This window comes from Providencia sp. JUb39, from assembly GCF_012272845.1.
Taxonomy (GTDB): Bacteria; Pseudomonadota; Gammaproteobacteria; order Enterobacterales; family Enterobacteriaceae; genus Providencia; species Providencia lanzhouensis.
The window spans coordinates 543,118-561,601 of the sequence record NZ_JAAWXD020000001.1; the positions used below are offsets into that span (position 1 = coordinate 543,118).

The 18,484-nt window shown below is 45.5% G+C and carries 18 protein-coding genes and 1 riboswitch; of the genes, 3 read left to right on the forward strand and 15 right to left on the reverse strand.

Going from position 1 to position 18,484, the window contains the following annotated elements; translation table 11 throughout:
• Positions 1–70 precede the first annotated feature (70 nt).
• Positions 71–793 (reverse strand): class I SAM-dependent methyltransferase, encoded by a 723-nt coding sequence (locus HFU86_RS02415; protein WP_187128655.1) that lies wholly within the window; start codon positions 791–793, stop codon positions 71–73.
• Between the two features lie 511 nt (positions 794–1,304).
• Here HFU86_RS02415 and HFU86_RS02420 point away from each other — a divergent pair.
• On the forward strand, positions 1,305–2,285 hold the full coding sequence (locus tag HFU86_RS02420; RefSeq protein WP_432206748.1) for a VWA domain-containing protein: 981 nt from the start codon (positions 1,305–1,307) through the stop codon (positions 2,283–2,285).
• 172 nt (positions 2,286–2,457) lie between these two features.
• Positions 2,458–2,913, forward strand: a complete 456-nt coding sequence (locus tag HFU86_RS02425) for a hypothetical protein (RefSeq protein WP_187128656.1) — start codon at positions 2,458–2,460, stop codon at positions 2,911–2,913.
• Between the two features lie 81 nt (positions 2,914–2,994).
• Here the strand turns inward: HFU86_RS02425 and dcuC are convergent, their stop codons facing one another.
• The 14 genes from dcuC to HFU86_RS02495 form a co-directional block, all read right to left on the reverse strand.
• Complete coding sequence (gene dcuC / locus HFU86_RS02430; protein WP_132497211.1) at positions 2,995–4,368, reverse strand: C4-dicarboxylate transporter DcuC; 1,374 nt, start codon at positions 4,366–4,368, stop codon at positions 2,995–2,997.
• Entirely contained in the window at positions 4,365–5,618 is a 1,254-nt protein-coding gene (gene pepT / locus HFU86_RS02435; protein WP_187128657.1) for a peptidase T, read from the reverse strand. The genes dcuC and pepT overlap by 4 nt, the downstream gene beginning before the upstream one ends.
• Positions 5,619–6,187: 569 nt before the next feature.
• Positions 6,188–7,309, reverse strand: a complete 1,122-nt coding sequence (thiH, locus tag HFU86_RS02440; RefSeq protein WP_187128658.1) for a 2-iminoacetate synthase ThiH — start codon at positions 7,307–7,309, stop codon at positions 6,188–6,190.
• Positions 7,306–8,076 (reverse strand): thiazole synthase, encoded by a 771-nt coding sequence (locus tag HFU86_RS02445; protein WP_036953610.1) that lies wholly within the window; start codon positions 8,074–8,076, stop codon positions 7,306–7,308. The genes thiH and HFU86_RS02445 overlap by 4 nt, the downstream gene beginning before the upstream one ends.
• Before the next feature lie 2 nt (positions 8,077–8,078).
• A complete protein-coding gene (gene thiS, locus HFU86_RS02450) occupies positions 8,079–8,279 on the reverse strand; it encodes a sulfur carrier protein ThiS (RefSeq protein ID WP_108479688.1) in 201 nt (66 codons plus the stop codon).
• Positions 8,267–9,025 carry a HesA/MoeB/ThiF family protein gene (locus HFU86_RS02455; RefSeq protein WP_187128659.1) on the reverse strand — a complete coding sequence of 253 codons (759 nt, stop codon included), beginning with the start codon at positions 9,023–9,025 and terminating at the stop codon, positions 8,267–8,269. The genes thiS and HFU86_RS02455 overlap by 13 nt, the downstream gene beginning before the upstream one ends.
• Entirely contained in the window at positions 9,015–9,692 is a 678-nt protein-coding gene (gene thiE / locus HFU86_RS02460; RefSeq protein WP_132497214.1) for a thiamine phosphate synthase, read from the reverse strand. Before thiE ends, HFU86_RS02455 begins: the two co-directional genes overlap by 11 nt.
• Positions 9,676–11,643, reverse strand: coding sequence for a phosphomethylpyrimidine synthase ThiC (thiC, locus tag HFU86_RS02465; protein ID WP_132497215.1), 1,968 nt, complete (start codon positions 11,641–11,643; stop codon positions 9,676–9,678). The genes thiE and thiC overlap by 17 nt, the downstream gene beginning before the upstream one ends.
• 147 nt (positions 11,644–11,790) lie before the next feature.
• A riboswitch (TPP riboswitch) is annotated at positions 11,791–11,903 on the reverse strand.
• A gap of 213 nt (positions 11,904–12,116) precedes the next feature.
• Positions 12,117–12,794 carry an HAD family hydrolase gene (locus HFU86_RS02470; protein WP_187128660.1) on the reverse strand — a complete coding sequence of 226 codons (678 nt, stop codon included), beginning with the start codon at positions 12,792–12,794 and terminating at the stop codon, positions 12,117–12,119.
• Between the two features lie 32 nt (positions 12,795–12,826).
• On the reverse strand, positions 12,827–13,843 hold the full coding sequence (locus HFU86_RS02475) for an ABC transporter ATP-binding protein (protein WP_132497217.1): 1,017 nt from the start codon (positions 13,841–13,843) through the stop codon (positions 12,827–12,829).
• Positions 13,840–14,655 (reverse strand): ABC transporter permease, encoded by an 816-nt coding sequence (locus tag HFU86_RS02480; RefSeq protein ID WP_132497218.1) that lies wholly within the window; start codon positions 14,653–14,655, stop codon positions 13,840–13,842. Before HFU86_RS02480 ends, HFU86_RS02475 begins: the two co-directional genes overlap by 4 nt.
• On the reverse strand, positions 14,642–15,544 hold the full coding sequence (locus HFU86_RS02485) for an ABC transporter permease (RefSeq protein ID WP_132497219.1): 903 nt from the start codon (positions 15,542–15,544) through the stop codon (positions 14,642–14,644). Before HFU86_RS02485 ends, HFU86_RS02480 begins: the two co-directional genes overlap by 14 nt.
• Entirely contained in the window at positions 15,544–16,362 is an 819-nt protein-coding gene (locus HFU86_RS02490; protein ID WP_036953581.1) for an alkaline phosphatase family protein, read from the reverse strand. Before HFU86_RS02490 ends, HFU86_RS02485 begins: the two co-directional genes overlap by 1 nt.
• Before the next feature lie 24 nt (positions 16,363–16,386).
• Complete coding sequence (locus HFU86_RS02495) at positions 16,387–17,439, reverse strand: ABC transporter substrate-binding protein (protein ID WP_132497221.1); 1,053 nt, start codon at positions 17,437–17,439, stop codon at positions 16,387–16,389.
• A 226-nt stretch (positions 17,440–17,665) separates the two neighbouring features.
• Between HFU86_RS02495 and nudC the strand changes: the two genes are divergently transcribed.
• A complete protein-coding gene (gene nudC / locus HFU86_RS02500; protein WP_036953575.1) occupies positions 17,666–18,454 on the forward strand; it encodes an NAD(+) diphosphatase in 789 nt (262 codons plus the stop codon).
• Positions 18,455–18,484: the final 30 nt, after the last annotated feature.

Genomic DNA, 18,484 nt, shown 5'->3' on the forward strand with positions numbered 1-18,484 from the left:
CATTGTATGTATATAAGAAGAAAGCCCACTGTAGGGACTTTCGTGATTGGGTATCATGTTTTGAACTAATTTAAGGAATTGTTTTTGTTGCAGTGATAATGACAGAATGAGGACACTGAATATAATGAAACAGAGATGGGTCTTTTTCTAAAGATGAAGTTGAATAACAAAGCGTCGAGACATGGATGAACCCAGCATGTAAAAACGTATTCTCTAACGTTTGCATCGCATAATAGTAGGCGGGCAGTGTATAACGCTTTTGCCCTGTATAAAGTATCAAATCGACACAGCTTCCATCATGCCGAGGTTTCGACTCAATTAATTGAAAACCATAAGGAAGATAATAATCGGGGTCAGCCGAAAAATCAGGAGATAGGGTTATTGCAATAATCTTACCTCGAGGGGTTAAGGTACGGTACATGCTTTTAAGTAGTGAGAGTAGATGTGTTTCATTGGTTGCATACGGAAGAACATAGATAGCGACCACAATATCAAATTGGTGATGAGTGAGGGCGTCTAATTCACTGAAATACTCAATATTTAATGGTTCTTTTATTTCATGCATTTGGGCGCTATTAATCATGCCAATTGAACTATCATACCCTACAACTTGCTGACATCTTTGGTTTGCTAACCAACGCGAAATCCCTCCTGCGCCACAACCATAATCCAGTATTTTTAGTGAACGAGTGTCACCTAACCAATTTTTTATCGTGGGTAATTCGAGTTCTTTTCGATATGGCCATTCCAAACTTTCATTATAGAGTTCGGCTAAATTATCAAATTTTTTCATTTTTTAGATAGTGTTCTAATTCGGTGTTAGTAAATGATTTATTTCATTATTAGAATAATTTTTGTATAACGAGATGCTTTTAATTGACTGTTTTCATGGTGATTAAGTATGTCAGTTAAAATTTTGAAGTAATATAGGTGAACAGTAACGCAATGAATATTACCTCATTTATTAGGGACTAATAATAATTGAAATGCTCCTATGGAGAATGCATTGCTTTATTTTAAATCAATGCATTGTCTTTTTATCTTGCCTGGTAAAACATAAATAATAAAAATATTTAATTAACTTTATTTGTTAATGCATTGATTTTTAATTGGATATTTTAATAAATATTAACGCATTGACATTTATTATTATGTCAATGCAAATACGAATAAATTAATAATACCGCCCTCGATTGAATCAATTAAGGAGTGATTAAATACGTTATAAAAGTATTATATAAATATATTATTCAAATATGGAAATCCAATAAATTAAATACTATGAAATTAACAGGAATATAACTATGGGTAAAAATACAGAAAGTAATGACATTGAAAATGATAATAAAATAACATCTAACAGCATGATGCAAAATATGGCTTCGTTTGGAGCACCAAGTATTATGGTTAACCAAACTTCGCAGCTGGTTACAGGAACGGGGGATATTGCCTTAGATTTGGTCGTGGTGATTGATACCAGCGGTTCCATGTCTGATGAATCTACGGATCTTAGCCAACAAATTGACGCAGCTATTGAAAAAGCAGCAGCAAATTGTCCATCACATTTACGCGCCACATTCTTGGGGATACAAGGTGTTTGGACGGGGACTAAATTCGATCAATCGGTGAGTGATTATTTAATCTTAAAAGGAGTTAACGAAAGTAGCCTACAAGCACGTCCTCCATTTAAAGAAGCGGATGGTATTGACCATGCGGGGAACAAAGAAGATCTCTGCCGAGCCGTCATTGATGTGAGTCGATACTTTGACTGGCGTGATGGTGCTAGACGAGCCATTTTTGTCTTAGGTGATGAAGGCATGGAGGGCGGTGGTGGTCGACTTACCAGTGCGGCAATAGCCAAAAACAATGAAGCGATTGAAATTGCTCAACATGCTCATGTCAAAGTGTACACCTATCAAGGGACACCGGATGATGCGCCAACCAATCTTGACCGTTTCCCAAGCCTAGCTGATAGAGACAGAGTAACACAAGAATATGCCCGTCTAGCTGAGCAAACGGGTGGACGTTCTTATATCTACACCACGGGTATCGCCAATTTTGCTTTAGTCTTGCAAGAAATTCTCTGTGATAGCCTGATCCCGCCGACTATCCCAAATCCAGATCGTTCGGACTGTGCGAATGTCTGTGAGCAACTGCCGACTATTTTAGGAACAGTGAATACGCTAGCTGAAATTATCAATAAGGCGATAGATGCCTGCTGTGGTAACGAAAGTCATCACGGTCATCACTCGCATCATCATTCAGCTTGCCAGTGTCAAAAATAATAACAAACAGGTCTGCAATTGCAGGCCTAATACTATGAGAGCCAAACGAATATTTGTGAGAAAGCCTTTATAAATAGGGATTACTGGCTGGTATCTATGATAAAAAATGAATAAAGTACCCTGCTAATATGCCACTTACAACGTTAACCACAGCGTAGCAAAGGATAATATTTTGGCACCTATCACCGAAGAAAAGCATGATGGACAAATCCTACTCGTCAGTAGCTCACGGCTAAATGATGGAACATCTATTATGTTTTATCGAATCGGAACAGATAAACCTGAATATGAAATTGAAATATATAGCCATGCTAGCCGTTCCAGCTCAGAAGATATTTTATGGCTAGATTATGATGCAGAGTATGGCTGTGGTGATGTCCACTCAGACACTTTTCTCAAAATAGATGATGGGGAAGAAGAGGGATTACCTTGTCACTGTTATTACAGCGGAGATAGCATTATTCTGCATGCGCAGCTCCCGATTAGCACCCTTCACCTAATCCAGACATCGAATAGATTGCAATTAAGACTATCTATTTCAGGATTGACCACCAATCAAGGTAATCACACAATATTGCTGTCCGACAAGATAAGAAATGAGTGGAAACAGATTATTGTTCTTCAATAGAATAAGACCCTCAATGGATTCCATTGGGGTCTTATTTGTGGTGTGCAGATTAAACTCTATGGATATATCCCAGAGTACGATTTAGTAGAAAATTCCAATAATTGCACAGTGCGCGACAAACCCGACCATCAGCGGTATGGCGGTTCGTTTTACCACATCGAATGGTTGAAGTTTGGCACCACTGGATACGGCGATTATCACCCCCGAAACCGGAGACATACCACGCCCCATATGCGAAGCTTGCTGCATTGGTAGGATCATCGCAATCGGGTTAACCCCCATACTGTGTGCAATTTGTGGAATTAACTCCACGAATGCTAAGAATGGTGCGTTACCAGAACCCATAATAATAGCGGCGGCTAACGTGACTAATGCAAACACAATCGCCATCGCAAATGGTGGTAAACCGACGGATTCTGCGCCAAGGATTAATTGGTCGATGGCACCACTGACTTTGATCCCGTGAGCAAACACACCCGCAGCAACTAACAGTCCGACTACGTTACTAAACGCATGCCCCATCCCATTTAAGAAGGTTTGGAAACCATTACACACTTGCTTGAAGTTACGCACTCGCACGGTTTCCAATACCATACAAATTGCCATAGCAATCAGTACGATGGTCACAACGTCGAGGTGAATTCCCTCAAAAAACAGGTTGGAAGAGCCGACTGCCATAATGATTGGCAGCATCGGTAAAATGGCATAGTAGCCCGGCACCGATTTAGCTGTCACTTCTTTGTCATGGGACTGCACCGCTTTACCAATTTCAGGGACGAAACCTTGTTTACGGTCACAATGACGTTGCCAAAAAATATGGGTAATACCGACCACCAGCACCGTGGCTAATGCCGCAGGCCCTTGGTAGTAAAGTACATATTCAACGACTGACATATCAACGGCTTTCGCACCACGGATAGCATCAATTGCGGTTGGTGTATAAGCAACCCCAAGGGATGTTGCGATAACCCCAGCGGCAGATGCAGGGGAGAGCCCCAAACCAATCATAATTGGGAACATGGTCCCCATTAACAGTACAGCTAAGCCTGTCGCTGACGGAATCGCTAACTGCAAGATACTTGCTAACAAGAATGAGAAAAATAGCAGCACATAAGGCGAACGCATATTTTTCAGTGGTTTAGTTGCTACGCGTACTACCGCTTCGTTGGCACCGATGTGATCCATATAGTGAGCAAAACCCATTAGTGCCATGATCATCAAACCAAGATCAGCAGCACGGCTACTAAATAGGTCACGCATCACTTCAAACGGGTCAAGCCAAGTAATGCCCGTGGTTGCGACGCTTTTCGGTAGGATAGGACCCCAGCCTAAGGCTAGGGTGAAAATCATCAACACTAAACCGGCAATTAACAACACTGGTTCAGCTTTGTATCCCTTCAGAATAAAGCGTGCAACCAAAACAACGATAATCAGAACCGTTAGAATTGGGATCATGCTTTAGCTCCTGGCTTGAAACGTTCTGCCGTAATTTGTACCACTTGTTTTAAAACATCACTGGCGGCATACAGAGATTTCACTGGTAGATATTCATAAATCGAGTGGAAGTTATGAGCGCCAGTGAAAATGTTCGGGCAAGGAAGACCATTCTGTGAAAGTGCTGCACCATCATAGCCTCCACGCATAGGGATAACTTTTGGCGTGATCCCGCAAGCTTCATAAGCTGCGTGAGCAATATCGATTGGATAACGGTTTTCACCTTGTAAGCTGTTGTACACGTTTGAGTAACGGTCAGCTAAGGTACAGGTTACGCTTTCTGGTCCCCACAGGTCTTCACAGTGACCCGCCAATTTTTTCAGGAATGCCATACGAGCGCGGTAGCCCTCTTCGGTAAAGTCACGCACATCCATTTTCAGAACAGTGCGAGCGCTGTTACCGGACATCTGCTTAACCCAGTAATAACCTTCACGGTTTTCAGTATATTCAGGCGCTTCGCCACCGGGCAGCATTGCGATAAATTTCTGCGCCATTAGCAGGGAATTCACCAGTTTGCCTTTAGCGGACATTGGGTGAGCTGACTTACCTGTAAAGACGATTTCAACATCCCCCGCATTCCAGTTTTCATACACCAGCTCGCCAATACCACAGCAGTCTAGGGTGTAGGCAAAATCTGCACCAAACTCTTTCACATCAAACACTTTCGCGCCGCGTAGACCTTGTTCTTCATCAGGAACGAAGCCCACTTTGATATCCCCGTGTTTGATGTCTGGGTTTTGTTTAAAGTACTGCAACATATCCATAATCGAGGCGATAGCGGCTTTATCATCGGCACCTAATAGGCTGGTACCGTCGGTGACAATGATGTCATCACCAAGGTAATTTTCTAATTCTGGGAACTCACTTTTACGCAGGTAAATATTGAGTTCTTTATTCATGCAAATATCATCGCCGTTATAAGGCAAAATTTGTGCTTTGGTGTCGTTAGTTTGCTCTGCGCTCGTATCTAAGTGACCAAAGAATGCCACCGTTGGCACTTTATAATCGAGGTTGGAAGGCAGTGTTGCGGTAACGATAGCTGTATCACGCAGTTTGATATCCTGTAAGCCTAAGCCTTCTAACTCTTGAACTAGCTGTTTGGCAAGAACGCGCTGGCCTTCAGAGGATGGCATGATGCCTGCGGCGCCTTTTTCCCTATTCGTGGTGGTGTTAATTTTTGTATAAGAAATAAAACGGTCAACAATATTCATTATTCTCATTCTCCAGCATCATCGTGATGCATTATTTTTATACTTTCATTATTGCAATGAAGATAAACATACTTCGTTGCAATATTCTTTTATCATGAATAATGCCAAAATAAATATCTGACCAGTTATTTTTTTGACTAAAGACACAGAGTGATTAAAAAAGAAGAATAGAAGTGGCAATATTTAATTATTAAATTAGAATGTGCATCAAAAAATACCCGGCGGGAGATTAATTTATCTAATTGATATAAATGAGGTATTTTTGGTTAGCTACCGCTGGTTATATTTAATGCTAGATATTCATCTTTCCTAACTTAAATTGTTATTTAACGAAGATAATAACAATTTAAAATTCAGTTATACTATTATCATAATTTTATCGTAGTTTAAAAAACTATTAAAATATTTTTTAAATATTATTAATATTTTAATTCAGCCTGATTGATGACGTATTCTTTTAGTTTTTGTGATCAGATTAATATTATTATTTAAAAATTAAACGTCGTATATTCTTAGTTCCATTTAATGGGAAATATTCTCTTCAATATTTCCCATTGAAAAATGAGCCATTAACGTCCTAAGTAGCCATCCCAATCTTTCCAAACAGGTTGTAGACCGGCTTGTACTAAGGCATGTGCGACTTGTGCTGCACTGCGGTTATCGTGGGGCGAGAACTGCTCTAACTCGGTTTTCGAATCCGCATAGCCTCCTGGTTGGGTTTTAGAGCCAGCACTGACGCTGTTAATCGCCAGTGGTACCACATGGTCCCGAAAATAAGGGGATTCTCGGGTGGATAGCGACAATTCTACCGTTGGGGCAAGCAAGCGAAATGCACAGATTAACTGAACCAGCTCCGCATCCCCCATCAGCGAGGCGGGTTCGATTCCTCCCGCGCAAGGGCGCAAGCGTGGAAATGATATAGAATAGCGGCTTTGCCAATAGTGTTGCTGCATATACAGAAGATGCTCTGCCACCATGTAACAATCCGTTCGCCAGCTACTGGAAAGCCCGATTAATGCCCCCAATCCAATTTTATCAACACCTGCTTGACCAAGGCGCTCTGGCGTTGCTAATCGCCAATGAAAATCCTGTTTTTTGCCTTTTAAATGATGAAGTTGATAAGTCGGCTCATGGTAGGTTTCTTGGTATACCATCACGCCATCTAATCCTAAGGTTTTCAGCTCGCGGTACTCTTCAGTTGATAAAGGCTGAACCTCCATCATAAGGGAACTGAAATAGGAGCGGATCACCGGGATATGGCGACGAAAATAGTCCATTCCGACTTTGGTTTGATGTTCACCCGTTACCAAGAGCAAACTGTCAAAACCGATTTGGCGGATGGTTTCACATTCACGGACAATTTCGGTCTCGTCGAGGGTTTTGCGCTTAATGCGGTTGCTCATCGAAAACCCGCAATAGGTACAGTCATTGGCACATAAGTTGGAAAGGTACAGAGGAACATAAAACCCAACAGTATGGCCGAAGCGTTGACGCGTTAGGCGCTGCGCCTTTTGTGCCATCGGCTCGATGTAATGCCGCGCCGCAGGGGAAAGCAGCGCCATAAAGTCATCGAGGGTCAATGTATCACTCTGCAACGCTTGCTCTACATCCGAGGCGGTTTTGCTATTGATCTGTAATGTGAGGTTATCCCAATCTAACTGTTCCCAACGCTCCCGAAAGCTTTCAATCATTGCAGCGCCTCCAAAAATTGAGTCAGAGGGCTAGATGCCTCCGCTCTCTGTTTGGGTGCCGCAAGTCCACTTTGACGAGCGAGTTGTGCAGCTTCGACCGCCATTTTAAAGGCTTGTGCCATTAATATGGGCTGTTTAGCCACGGCAATGGCGGTATTGACTAGCACCGCATCGGCGCCCATCTCAATAGCTTCGGCGGCATGGCTAGGTGCGCCAATTCCTGCATCCACCACTACTGGTACATTAGCCTGTTCGATGATGATTTGCAGCATCTCCTTAGTCACTAAGCCTTTATTGGTACCAATCGGCGCGCCCAGAGGCATCACGGCAGCGCAGCCCACTTCTTCCAGTCGCTTACATAGCACGGGATCCGCGCTGCAATAAGGCAACACCACAAATCCTTCTTTAACCAGTTGCTCTGCTGCGAGTAACGTTTCGATAGGGTCTGGCAATAAGTAACGGACATCGGGATGGATTTCGAGTTTTACCCAATGAGTACCGAGGGCTTCACGAGCGAGACGCGCAGCAAAAATCGCTTCTTGGGCATTCTTGGCGCCGGAAGTATTGGGAAGCAATTTAACTCCCAACTCTTGAAGTGGCTGTAAAATACCATCATCTTGCCCACGTAAATTAACGCGTTTCATCGCCATGGTCACCAGCTGGCTGCCCGATGCTTGGATGGCTTGCTGCATTAATGTTGGATTGGCAAATTTGCCTGTTCCGGTAAATAAACGTGATTGAAAAGTGACATCAGCAATTTTTAACATCATTAACCCCCTGCGATAGCTTGAAACAGCAGAATGTTGTCTTGTTCATTCAAAAAATGACTTTCCCACTGGCTTTTAGGAATGATGACTTGGTTGATAGCCAGTGCTGAGCCGGATGTACTTTGCCCGAGTTGCGTTAATAGCTGGTGGACGGTAATGGGCGGTTCAACCTCCATCGGCTGGTCATTGATTATGATATGCATGTGACCTCTCGGCAGACAGGGCACTGTTTTGAACGGGTCAGCTGCAAGGTATTCCATTGCTGCTGCTTTCCATCAAACAGGCGTAGTTTTCCACTTAACGGGGACGGTAACCCCACCAGCAATTTGATGGCTTCTAATGCTTGTAACGTCCCAATAACTCCTACTACCGGACCTAAAACCCCCGCCGTGCGGCAGTTACGTTGTGGTTCTTCTTGGTCGGGATACAAACAGGCGTAGCAGCCCGATTGAAAAGGAGGCTCCAGAACCATCAATTGTCCACCAAAACCAACGGCACTGCCGCTGACGAGCGGGGTATTGCTAATGACGCACGCGGCATTGACCGCATGGCGAGTGGCCATGTTGTCACAGCAATCCAGCACCAAATCCACCTGTTCCACTAAGGGAAGCAAACTGTCCGCATCAAGCTTTTGTTGGAAAATGAGCGTCTTAGTATGGGGATTAAGCTGCTTTAAACGTGCTGCGGCCAGCTGCGCTTTCGACTGGTTAATATCCTGCGTGTCATACAGCACTTGGCGCTGCAAGTTAGACACATGCAGGTCATCATGATCCGCTATCCATAATTCGCCGACACCCGCCCCCGCGAGATACAAACTTGCAGGGGAGCCTAGTCCACCTAAACCGACAATCAGTACCTTGCTTTGTTTGAGTTTTTGTTGCCCTTCAGGGCTGACATCCTCAAGCAGCAATTGGCGGCTATAACGCATAAATTCGAGATCATTGAGCATGGTCGTTTTCCTTTAAGCGAGAGGTTGGTTCAACCAGATCCAGCAATGTTCGCGTTGCACTTTGCCAGTCATCGGCTTGGGTGATGGCACTGACAACCGCTACACTGCCAACGCCAGTGGCGAGCACGGCAGGCACGCGTTCAATGGATATCCCGCCTATTGCCACTGTCGGATAGTCTGGCGTCTCCTCAACCATCTGTTTTAACGCTTCTAAACCTTGCGGAGAGGAAGGCATCTGCTTGGTTTGGGTTGGAAAGATATGCCCCAGTGCGATATAAGACGGACGCACGGTTTTGGCAATCTCGACTTCATCAGGATCGTGGGTGGAGATCCCCAGCCGTAGCCCCGCTTGGTGAATCGCTACTAGATCGGTAGTTTCCAGATCTTCTTGCCCTAAGTGTACGCCATAGGCACCCAGCTCTATGGCTAAACGCCAATAGTCATTAATAAATAATCGGGCGTTATGCTGCTTGCCAAGAGAGATTGCCTGCTGGATCTGTTCACGGACTTGGTGGTCTTGCTTATCTTTGATGCGCAATTGCAAGGTGGAAACACCTGCATTTAGCAGGCGTTCAATCCATTCAACAGAATCCACAACCGGGTACAGACCGAGGCAGTGCTCAGTCGGTGGAAATGGACTATTCGGGAGATTAAGCGTTTTGTTCATCACTTACGACCTCAGCAATCTCAGCCCCATGATAGAGTTCGCTACCGTGAGCGCGGAAAGCTTCCGACATCTGCTCCATGCCCGCTTCTTTTTGTGCAGCATAGTCACGAACTTCTTGGGAAATCTTCATAGAGCAGAATTTTGGTCCACACATAGAGCAGAAGTGGGCGATTTTCCCTGACGCTTGCGGCAAGGTTTCATCGTGATATTTACGCGCGGTTTCAGGGTCTAGGGCGAGGTTAAACTGGTCTTCCCAACGGAACTCAAAACGCGCTTTGGACATGGCATTATCACGAATTTGCGCACCCGGATGACCTTTCGCGAGATCAGCGGCGTGGGCAGCAATCTTGTAGGTAATCAGCCCCTGTTTGACGTCTTCTTTGTTCGGTAAACCAAGGTGCTCTTTTGGCGTCACGTAGCACAGCATCGCACAACCAAACCAGCCGATCATTGCTGCGCCAATACCGGAAGTGAAGTGGTCATAGCCTGGTGCGATATCGGTGGTTAGGGGGCCTAACGTATAGAATGGGGCTTCGTGGCAGTGCTCTAGCTCTTCGGTCATATTGCGGCGGATCATCTGCATCGGCACATGTCCCGGTCCTTCAATCATCACCTGCACATCGTATTCCCATGCAATTTTGGTCAGCTCGCCTAAGGTATGCAGCTCTGAGAATTGGGCTTCATCGTTGGCATCTTGCACAGAACCCGGACGTAACCCATCTCCAAGCGACAGCGATACATCATAAGCGGCACAAATTTCGCAAATTTCACGGAAATGCTCATACAGGAAGTTTTCTTGATGGTGGGATAAACACCATTTCGCCATGATAGAGCCTCCACGGGAGACTATGCCGGTCAGGCGCTTCGCCGTCATTGGTACATAGCGCAGTAAAACGCCAGCATGGATAGTGAAGTAATCTACCCCTTGCTCGGCTTGCTCTAGCAGGGTATCGCGGAACATTTCCCACGTGAGGTTTTCAGCAACACCGTTCACTTTTTCGAGCGCTTGGTAGATAGGCACGGTACCAATTGGCACTGGGCTATTACGTAAAATCCATTCGCGGGTTTCGTGAATATAGCGACCCGTGGATAAATCCATCACCGTATCTGCACCCCAGCGAGTAGACCAAATCAGTTTTTCTACCTCTTCTTCGATGGATGAAGTCACGGAGGAGTTACCGATATTGGCATTCACTTTCACTAAGAAATTGCGCCCGATAATCATCGGCTCAGATTCTGGATGGTTAATATTGGCAGGGATGATAGCGCGACCTGCCGCCACTTCTTGGCGTACAAATTCCGGCGTAATATTTTCTGGCAAAATAGCACCAAAGCTTTGCCCCGGATGTTGCTGCCTTAACACTTCACTGCGAATGCGTTCACGACCCATATTTTCACGGATGGCGATAAATTCCATTTCAGGAGTCACAATGCCTTGGCGAGCATAATGCAACTGAGTGACGCATTTGCCTGCTTGCGCTTTCAGTGGTGCAGGGCGGTGATTAAAACGTAAGTGATCTAAGCCCGCATCGGCTAAGCGCTGCTGGGTAAAGTCGGAGCTGAGATTTTCGACGGCAATAGTATCCGCACGTTCACTGATCCACGGAGCGCGTATTTTCTTCAATCCTTTGTGAACATTGAGTTCAGAGGCAGGGTCGCCGTAAGGGCCTGAAGTGTCATAGACAGGGACTGCCTCGTTATCTTCAAATTTGGGATTATCTTTGTCTCCGCCGATAAGCGTTGGGGAGAGCTGGATTTCGCGCATGGGAACTTGGATGTCATCCCGCGAGCCTTGCAGGTAGATACGTTCAGAGTTTGGGAATGAAACACCGGAAATGGTATTGATAAAGTCTTCTGCGGCATCACGCTGTTCTTTTCGAGAGCGTGCTGGCGCAGCTTTAGGGGAAATATCGGTACTCGGTATAACTGAATTATTAGCATTATTGGACATAGCAATTTCCTGACATCGTCACAGGCTATACGGCGTAAAGCGCCAATAGCGGGTTTATCGAAAGAAAGTTGCTTGTCTGGAGTTCGGAGGAGTAATGGTAAGGCGTTGCGGCTAGTTTTTCGCCAAATAAATAAGCGAAAATTGCGCTGAATGATTACTCTTGTTCCCTTCGCGGGTATTAACCCGATCAGGTTCCGCGGATCCCGAATTAACGGTCTCAGCCTGATGCATATGCATACTAGGCACTCCGACAAGAGCATTCAGTATAAAGTTTCCCCGTCATTCTTCAAGCGATAAGTGCGTTGGCTTCTCTCGGCTACCCTAGTCACATACTTGTGTATGCTCCTAGGGATATCCTCGCTTGCCGCCTTCTTCTCACTCGAATAATTTACGGGAAATCAGTGTATTGGGTAAAAATCCAAAACCTAAAAATTAAGAGTTAAAAATTAAAACTAGGTTGGTTAAATAGGGTTTTACAAACTCCACGAATATTGCGGCCAGTGGTTTTCATTGGCGGCTTGGAGAAGGCGCGAGTCGCCGTTGACGATAAATGTCTCATCGGCGAAATGACACATTGGTAGGTCATTGGCGGAATCGGTGTAGAAATAAATATACGCATCGGTGATGGGCTGGTGGGAAATCCACTGAGTTAAACGCTTAACTTTACCCTCTTTAAAGGTCGGGATACCGTCAACTTCGGTAGTGTAGCAGCCATTTGAACGCTTAATATCAATGCCCATCGTAACATCGGCGCCAAGGCGATCCGCTACCTTCTTCACGATAAAGGTAACCGTTGCGGAGATCACAATGATCGGGATCCCTTGAGATCGATATGAGGCGACGGTGCTTAATGCGCTAGGGTAAATGCGCGGAATGATAATGGTATCCACAAAATCATCTAACCACTCATCGACTTGCTCTGTCTTGATGCCAGCAAGGGTCTGCAAACTAAACTTTAAGTAAGTCACCATATCCAAATTGCCCGCGTTGTATTGCGCCATCATCTCTTTATCGGCTTCGACAAAACGTGGGTCGGTAATGATTTTCTTATCCCACAAATATTGCGTCCAAAGTACGCTGCTATCACCACGGATTAGGGTGTCATCGAGATCAAAAATCGCTAATTTGGTTGGTGTAGATAGGCTTTGCATGGGGTTCCTTTCGTTGACTAGCTCGTCGTTGATTAACTTAAAGCTCGAATTTCATTTTTATTAAACATTAACTCAAGGCGTGTGCCCGGCTCAAATAAACGCTCGGATGAGCGGTTGAGCAAGTCTACGGTCATATCCCCCGCAGGCGTGTTCACGCTATAGCGAATAATATTCCCTAAAAGCTGGTGGTCAAGGATCACGGCATCTACAGGGGCGGAAATATGGCTGCCATATTGGCGCCCGACTTCGCGAACATAAATGGACTCAGGGCGAATGGCGAGGGTGCCTTGTAAATTGACGCCCAGCATCCCATTGGCTTTTTCAGCATCCACCAAATTGTAATGCCCCATAAATCGAGCCACAAATTCAGTGGCAGGCTGAGTATAGATATTTTCCGCGGTATCGCTTTGGATAATCGAGCCTTTATTCATTAAGAAGATGCGGTCAGACATAATCATCGCTTCGTCTTGGTCGTGGGTGACGAAAATGGTGGTGAGCTTCAGCTCTCGCTGGATTTCACGAATCTGCTGGCGTAAGTGCTTACGAATACGGGCATCAAGGGCGGATAACGGTTCATCGAGGAGTAAAATTTGCGGCTTCATAACCAATGCGCGGGCAAGGGCGACACGTTGGCGCTGACCACCCGAAAGCTGGTGCGGATATTGATTCTCTTTGCCTTGTAATTCCACCATATCAATGACTTCTGCCACGGCTTTATCTCGCTCAGCGGCGGGCATCTTACGCATTTTCAACCCAAACGCGATGTTTTCAGCCACGGTCATATTTGGGAATAGAGCGTAGCTTTGAAACACCATGCCCACGCCGCGCTGTTGAGCTGGCTGCTGAGTGATATTCTGGCGGTTGATATACAGCTCCCCGCTATCGGGCTGTTCAAGTCCCGCGATACAACGTAGTAACGTGGATTTTCCGCAGCCACTTGGCCCCAATAGCGTAATAAATTCCCCTTGTTCAATCGTAAACTGGATATCGGAGAATACTTGGTTCTGACCAAAGGATTTTGTTAGGTTTTCGGCAATGACGTAGCTCATCGTTCATCTCCCGCACGATTCAAGCGCGTTGCTAGCCAAGTCAGCAGCAACGTAAATAGGAAGTAAGACATCACTAGCGCAGAGGTAAAGTGTCCGCTAGTTTGGCGCATATTAAACAGATAGATCTGCAAGGTTTCGAAGCGGGTTCCCACTAAGATATTGGCGAATACGAACTCCCCCATTAAGAATGAGAAGGAAATCAGTAAAGAAACCAATAACCCTTTACGGATATTTGGCAGAACTATCATTAAAAAGGCTTTAAAGGTGCTGGCACCGAGTAAGTGAGCAGCGTCCATTAAGTCATGCAGATTGATCCCTTGAAAGCTATTCGCCAGTGCGCGGTACATAAATGGCAATGTAATGGTGAAGTAGGTGCCAATTAAGATCCACGGGGTACCGACCAACATGAATGGCTCATCCGCAAAGATTTGCAGTAAACCGACTGAAGAGACCACGGGTGGGATCGCAAAAGGGAGAATAATCAGTAAATCCATCAATCCTTTGAGCTTTGGAAAGCGGTAAAAAACGGCAAAAGTCATGGGTAAAATCACGAGCACGCTGATCAGCAATGTGCCAAAGCAGATCAAGAGTGATCGTCCAAATGCCATCAAAAAGCGCGGATCTTGCCACAGTTGCAAATACCATTTGATCGAGAGCGCATCAGGCATAATCGTCGCACCCCATGAGCTCGAAATGGAGTAAATAAAGGTGGCGATAATAGGCAGCGCAAGAATGGCGGCAACGGTACCAAGAACCATTTTATGAAACAGTAAACTCGGTGCTTTTGGGCTACGAATATTAGGATTTAGCATGGTAGCTCCGCTTTAATAACCAGTGGTGAATGGCGGTGATAAACCCGAGGATCGCAATCAGAACAACGGATAGCGCGGCTGCCATATTTGGCTCTAAGAACAGGTCGCCAGAGACAAGGCTGGCAATGCGGATAGTCACTAAGTTGTAGTTACCACTGGTGAGTGCGTAAGTACTGGCATAAGCGCCAACGGCATTGGCAACTAAGATAATAAATGTGCCTAATAGTGCAGGAGAAATGACCGGAATACCCACTTTCAGCCAATAGGTTAACTTGCTGGCTCCCATAGTTTTTGCGGCATCTTCCCACTCAGGTTTGAGTGCATCGAATGCAGGGTAAAGCAGTAAAATACCGAGTGGGATTTGGAAGTAGATATACAGCAGCATCAAGCCGCTGGCGCTGTAGATATTAAAATCATCAATCCATCCCCACGCTTTAAGTTGCAGGGTAATGGCTCCGTTAAAACCTAAGATAATAATAAACGCGAAGGCTAACGGTACGCCGCTGAAGTTGCTCGCCATGGTGGTAAACGAAATCATGAAATTGCGCACTTTGCCTTGCATCTTATAGATAGAAAATGCCGTTACGCAGGCGATCAGCAAACCCACAACGCTACAAATCAGCGATAGCCATAGGGTATTTTGGAATGCTTGTAGGTAGAAATCATTGGAGAAAATTTCAACGTAATTTTCAAAAGACCAGGCTTCTTCGTAGACAAAACTGTTGAAGAGTACCCAAATCATCGGGGCGATTTGAAATAGGCAAAACAGCACAATAAACGGCACGATTAACAGTGCGGCGCGCCAGTGAAAACGCACATTGGGCTTGTTAAACATGGTTAAGCCTCCCTCTTGTTGACGGGACTGGTCGTTGGCAGGGATATCCGCCATTAGCGACCTCCTGCCAGTAAATCATCACAGACAGTTTTGTTTGAGAATGGCACACCCAGTAGTTGGCAAACTGTGCCACAAATCGCTGTTTGTTCCATCGGAACGTCTGGGCGATGAGAGAATGCGCTGCCAATAGTCAACAGCGGAACCGTACACTCTTCCGGTAAAATACCACCGTGGCTACGGTCGTTATTCATCCCGTGGTCGCTGGTGATGATGATTTGGTAGCCTTGCTCTATCCACATCGGTAAGTAATGGGATAAATAAATGTCTGCTTTACGAGCCGCATTGCGATATTGGGACGAATCAAAACCAAACTTGTGCCCCGCATCATCGATATTCATTGGGTGGATCAGCAAAAAATCGGGGTCGTGCTGGGTGCGTAGATATTCCGCATCCATAAACAGGTGGTCATCAGGGTAGTGGTCTGCTTGGTAGAAGCAACCATGCTGAATAGGCAGCTGCTTATCATGGGTAAATCGGTCACGATTCGCCTCAAATGGCGCGCGATTATACAGCTCACTGACCCAATAATAGGCTGCTGCCGCTGTCGTTTTTCCGGCTTGGTGAGCCAATGAAAAGATGCTATCGAAGTGAGAAAGTCGCACAACATCGTTGTTGACGATGCCACTTTGAACCGGAGGAATGCCCGTCAAAATGCATTCGTACAGCGGGCGAGACATGGATGGGAGCTCACACTCCATTTTATAAAGTGTTGCTCTATCGGCTTTGATAAGACCATTGAGATAGCCCATACATTGATGGGCTACTGAATAACTTAAACCGTCGAGAACAACAAGTATGACTTTTTCAGACATCAGACTGTTGATTCCTAATTGCGATTATTGCTGGTGAATTAATACTTGCTGCTGCCACATTTTCGGTAAGTTGCGTGATGACTTTTCCCAGCCTTGCGCATCTTTAATCGGGTGAACATTTTTGTATTGCTCATCTGGCAGTAATTTGGCTTGGATATCCGCAGGCAGTGTCAGGTATTGAGCACGAATTGGGCGCGCATAGCCTTCTGCAAGGTTGATTTGTCCTTTATCACTGAAGATAAACTCGCGAGCTAATTTCGCGGCATTTGGGTTTTTAGCAAATTTATTGATGATGGTGGTGTAGCCAGAGATAACGCTGCCATCGGATGGGATCACCACGATAAAGCGGTCGCGGTTGATTTGGTCACGGTAGTTCAGTGCGTTGAAGTCCCATAAAATGCCCACTTCCACTTCGCCTTTTTCGATGTTGGCAACGGTTGGGTCATTGACGGATAAACGCTTCTGTTTTGCTAATTCGCCAAAGAATTCAATGGCAGGCTTCAGGTTATTTTCATCACCACCACGGGCAAAAGCGGCAGCCAGTACGGCGTTGTTGGCTTGTGCGGCAATGCCCACATCCCCAACGGTGACTTTATATTTTCCTTTAAGTAAATCATCCCAGCTCTTTGGTGCGTCTTTAACTAAGTCTTTATTGATCATAAACGCAATAGTGCCGGTGTAAGCTAATGCCCAGTGGCCATCTTTATCTTTTGCCCAATCAGGCACTTGTGACCAAGTGGTCGGTTTGTACGGCTGAGTCACGCCTTTTTGCACAGCAACAGGGCCGAAAGACGCGCCGACATCACCGATATCTGCGGTGGCGTTATTTTTTTCAGCAGCAAACTTTGCAATTTCCTGCGCAGAGCTCATGTCCGTATCTTGATGCTTTAAACCGTATTCTGTCGATAAATCCTGCCATGTGCCTTTCCAGTTTGCCCATGTATCAGGCATTCCGACGCTATAAACTTGGCCTTCTTTCTTTGCAGCTTCGATAAGTTGGGTTAAATCGCTGTCAGCCGCAAATGCCATTTGAGAAGCGCTGAGTGACAGTAAAATTGCAGGTACGATAGCTTTCATCTTGTTTCTCTCTATAAGAGTCGCCGTATTGGTTAGTTGGCATGCTAATTATTCGAGATGACAATGAATTGACAGTTGTGTGACACTTTTTAGATGCTGTGACGTTTAAATGTCTAAAAAGTGTCAAAATAATGAAAGGGTAGTGACGAATCAAACGGTTGTATGACAATCTATAAAACAAGCGTATCTTTAACCGCAACTCAGCGTGCTGACATAGAGAAACAGAATGAATAAACACACATTAGCAGGAACCGAAAGCGGCTGGTGGTTTGTCTGCTTTGCGGGGCGGTTGTGGCTGCCCCAAGGTGATGTACCTAAAGGTGCTGCACAGCAATTTGGATTAACGGGGAAACTAGCCACTCCCATAGGTGAGTGGCAAGGAGAAATTGTCTGGCTGATCGCTGAAAAAATGCCATCAGATATGGCTTCCCCTCGCGTGGTCGCTTCCCAAGATGAAGGGCTGTTTCGTTTAGCTGGACGGGGTGTGCAACTCGCGGAATTTTATCGCTCGCATCGTTACTGTGGTTATTGCGGAACGGCGATGCGCCATAGTTCAACGGAATGGGCGTGTTTGTGCGACCACTGCCATGAACGTTATTATCCACAAATTGCCCCATGTATTATCGTTGGTATTCGCCGCGATGATCATATTTTGCTGGCACAACACCGTCGCCATTCACAAAATCCGCTGTTCACGGTGCTGGCAGGGTTTGTGGAAGTGGGGGAAACCTTAGAAGAGGCGGTGGCTCGCGAAGTGATGGAAGAGAGCCATATAAAAGTGCGGAATATTCGTTATGTCTCTTCCCAGCCTTGGCCATTCCCACACTCGCTGATGATGGGCTTTTTAGCGGATTATGATAGTGGGGACATTCAAGTGGATCCTAAAGAGTTAGTGAGCGCTAACTGGTATCACTATAATGATCTGCCGCTGATCCCACCAGGAGATACGATTGCCCGGCGATTAATTGAAGATAGTGTGGTGCTATGTCGTCAATTTGATGAAGATAACCACTAATTGCGCTGGCGCTGATATTGTTTCCCTTTG

What these genes read in the sequence shown, in the direction of transcription:
- HFU86_RS02415 (WP_187128655.1), bottom strand. Translation starts at nt 793, where the DNA reads ATGAAAAAATTTGATAATTTAGCCGAACTCTATAATGAAAGTTTGGAA.
- thiC (WP_132497215.1), bottom strand. Translation starts at nt 11,643, where the DNA reads ATGTCCAATAATGCTAATAATTCAGTTATACCGAGTACCGATATTTCC.
- HFU86_RS02420 (WP_432206748.1), top strand. Translation starts at nt 1,305, where the DNA reads ATGGGTAAAAATACAGAAAGTAATGACATTGAAAATGATAATAAAATA.
- HFU86_RS02475 (WP_132497217.1), bottom strand. Translation starts at nt 13,843, where the DNA reads ATGAGCTACGTCATTGCCGAAAACCTAACAAAATCCTTTGGTCAGAAC.
- HFU86_RS02485 (WP_132497219.1), bottom strand. Translation starts at nt 15,544, where the DNA reads ATGGCGGATATCCCTGCCAACGACCAGTCCCGTCAACAAGAGGGAGGC.
- thiS (WP_108479688.1), bottom strand. Translation starts at nt 8,279, where the DNA reads ATGCATATCATAATCAATGACCAGCCGATGGAGGTTGAACCGCCCATT.
- HFU86_RS02495 (WP_132497221.1), bottom strand. Translation starts at nt 17,439, where the DNA reads ATGAAAGCTATCGTACCTGCAATTTTACTGTCACTCAGCGCTTCTCAA.
- thiH (WP_187128658.1), bottom strand. Translation starts at nt 7,309, where the DNA reads ATGATTGAAAGCTTTCGGGAGCGTTGGGAACAGTTAGATTGGGATAAC.
- HFU86_RS02455 (WP_187128659.1), bottom strand. Translation starts at nt 9,025, where the DNA reads ATGCTCAATGATCTCGAATTTATGCGTTATAGCCGCCAATTGCTGCTT.
- HFU86_RS02490 (WP_036953581.1), bottom strand. Translation starts at nt 16,362, where the DNA reads ATGTCTGAAAAAGTCATACTTGTTGTTCTCGACGGTTTAAGTTATTCA.
- HFU86_RS02470 (WP_187128660.1), bottom strand. Translation starts at nt 12,794, where the DNA reads ATGCAAAGCCTATCTACACCAACCAAATTAGCGATTTTTGATCTCGAT.
- thiE (WP_132497214.1), bottom strand. Translation starts at nt 9,692, where the DNA reads ATGAACAAAACGCTTAATCTCCCGAATAGTCCATTTCCACCGACTGAG.
- pepT (WP_187128657.1), bottom strand. Translation starts at nt 5,618, where the DNA reads ATGAATATTGTTGACCGTTTTATTTCTTATACAAAAATTAACACCACC.
- nudC (WP_036953575.1), top strand. Translation starts at nt 17,666, where the DNA reads ATGAATAAACACACATTAGCAGGAACCGAAAGCGGCTGGTGGTTTGTC.
- HFU86_RS02445 (WP_036953610.1), bottom strand. Translation starts at nt 8,076, where the DNA reads ATGTTAAAAATTGCTGATGTCACTTTTCAATCACGTTTATTTACCGGA.
- HFU86_RS02480 (WP_132497218.1), bottom strand. Translation starts at nt 14,655, where the DNA reads ATGCTAAATCCTAATATTCGTAGCCCAAAAGCACCGAGTTTACTGTTT.
- dcuC (WP_132497211.1), bottom strand. Translation starts at nt 4,368, where the DNA reads ATGATCCCAATTCTAACGGTTCTGATTATCGTTGTTTTGGTTGCACGC.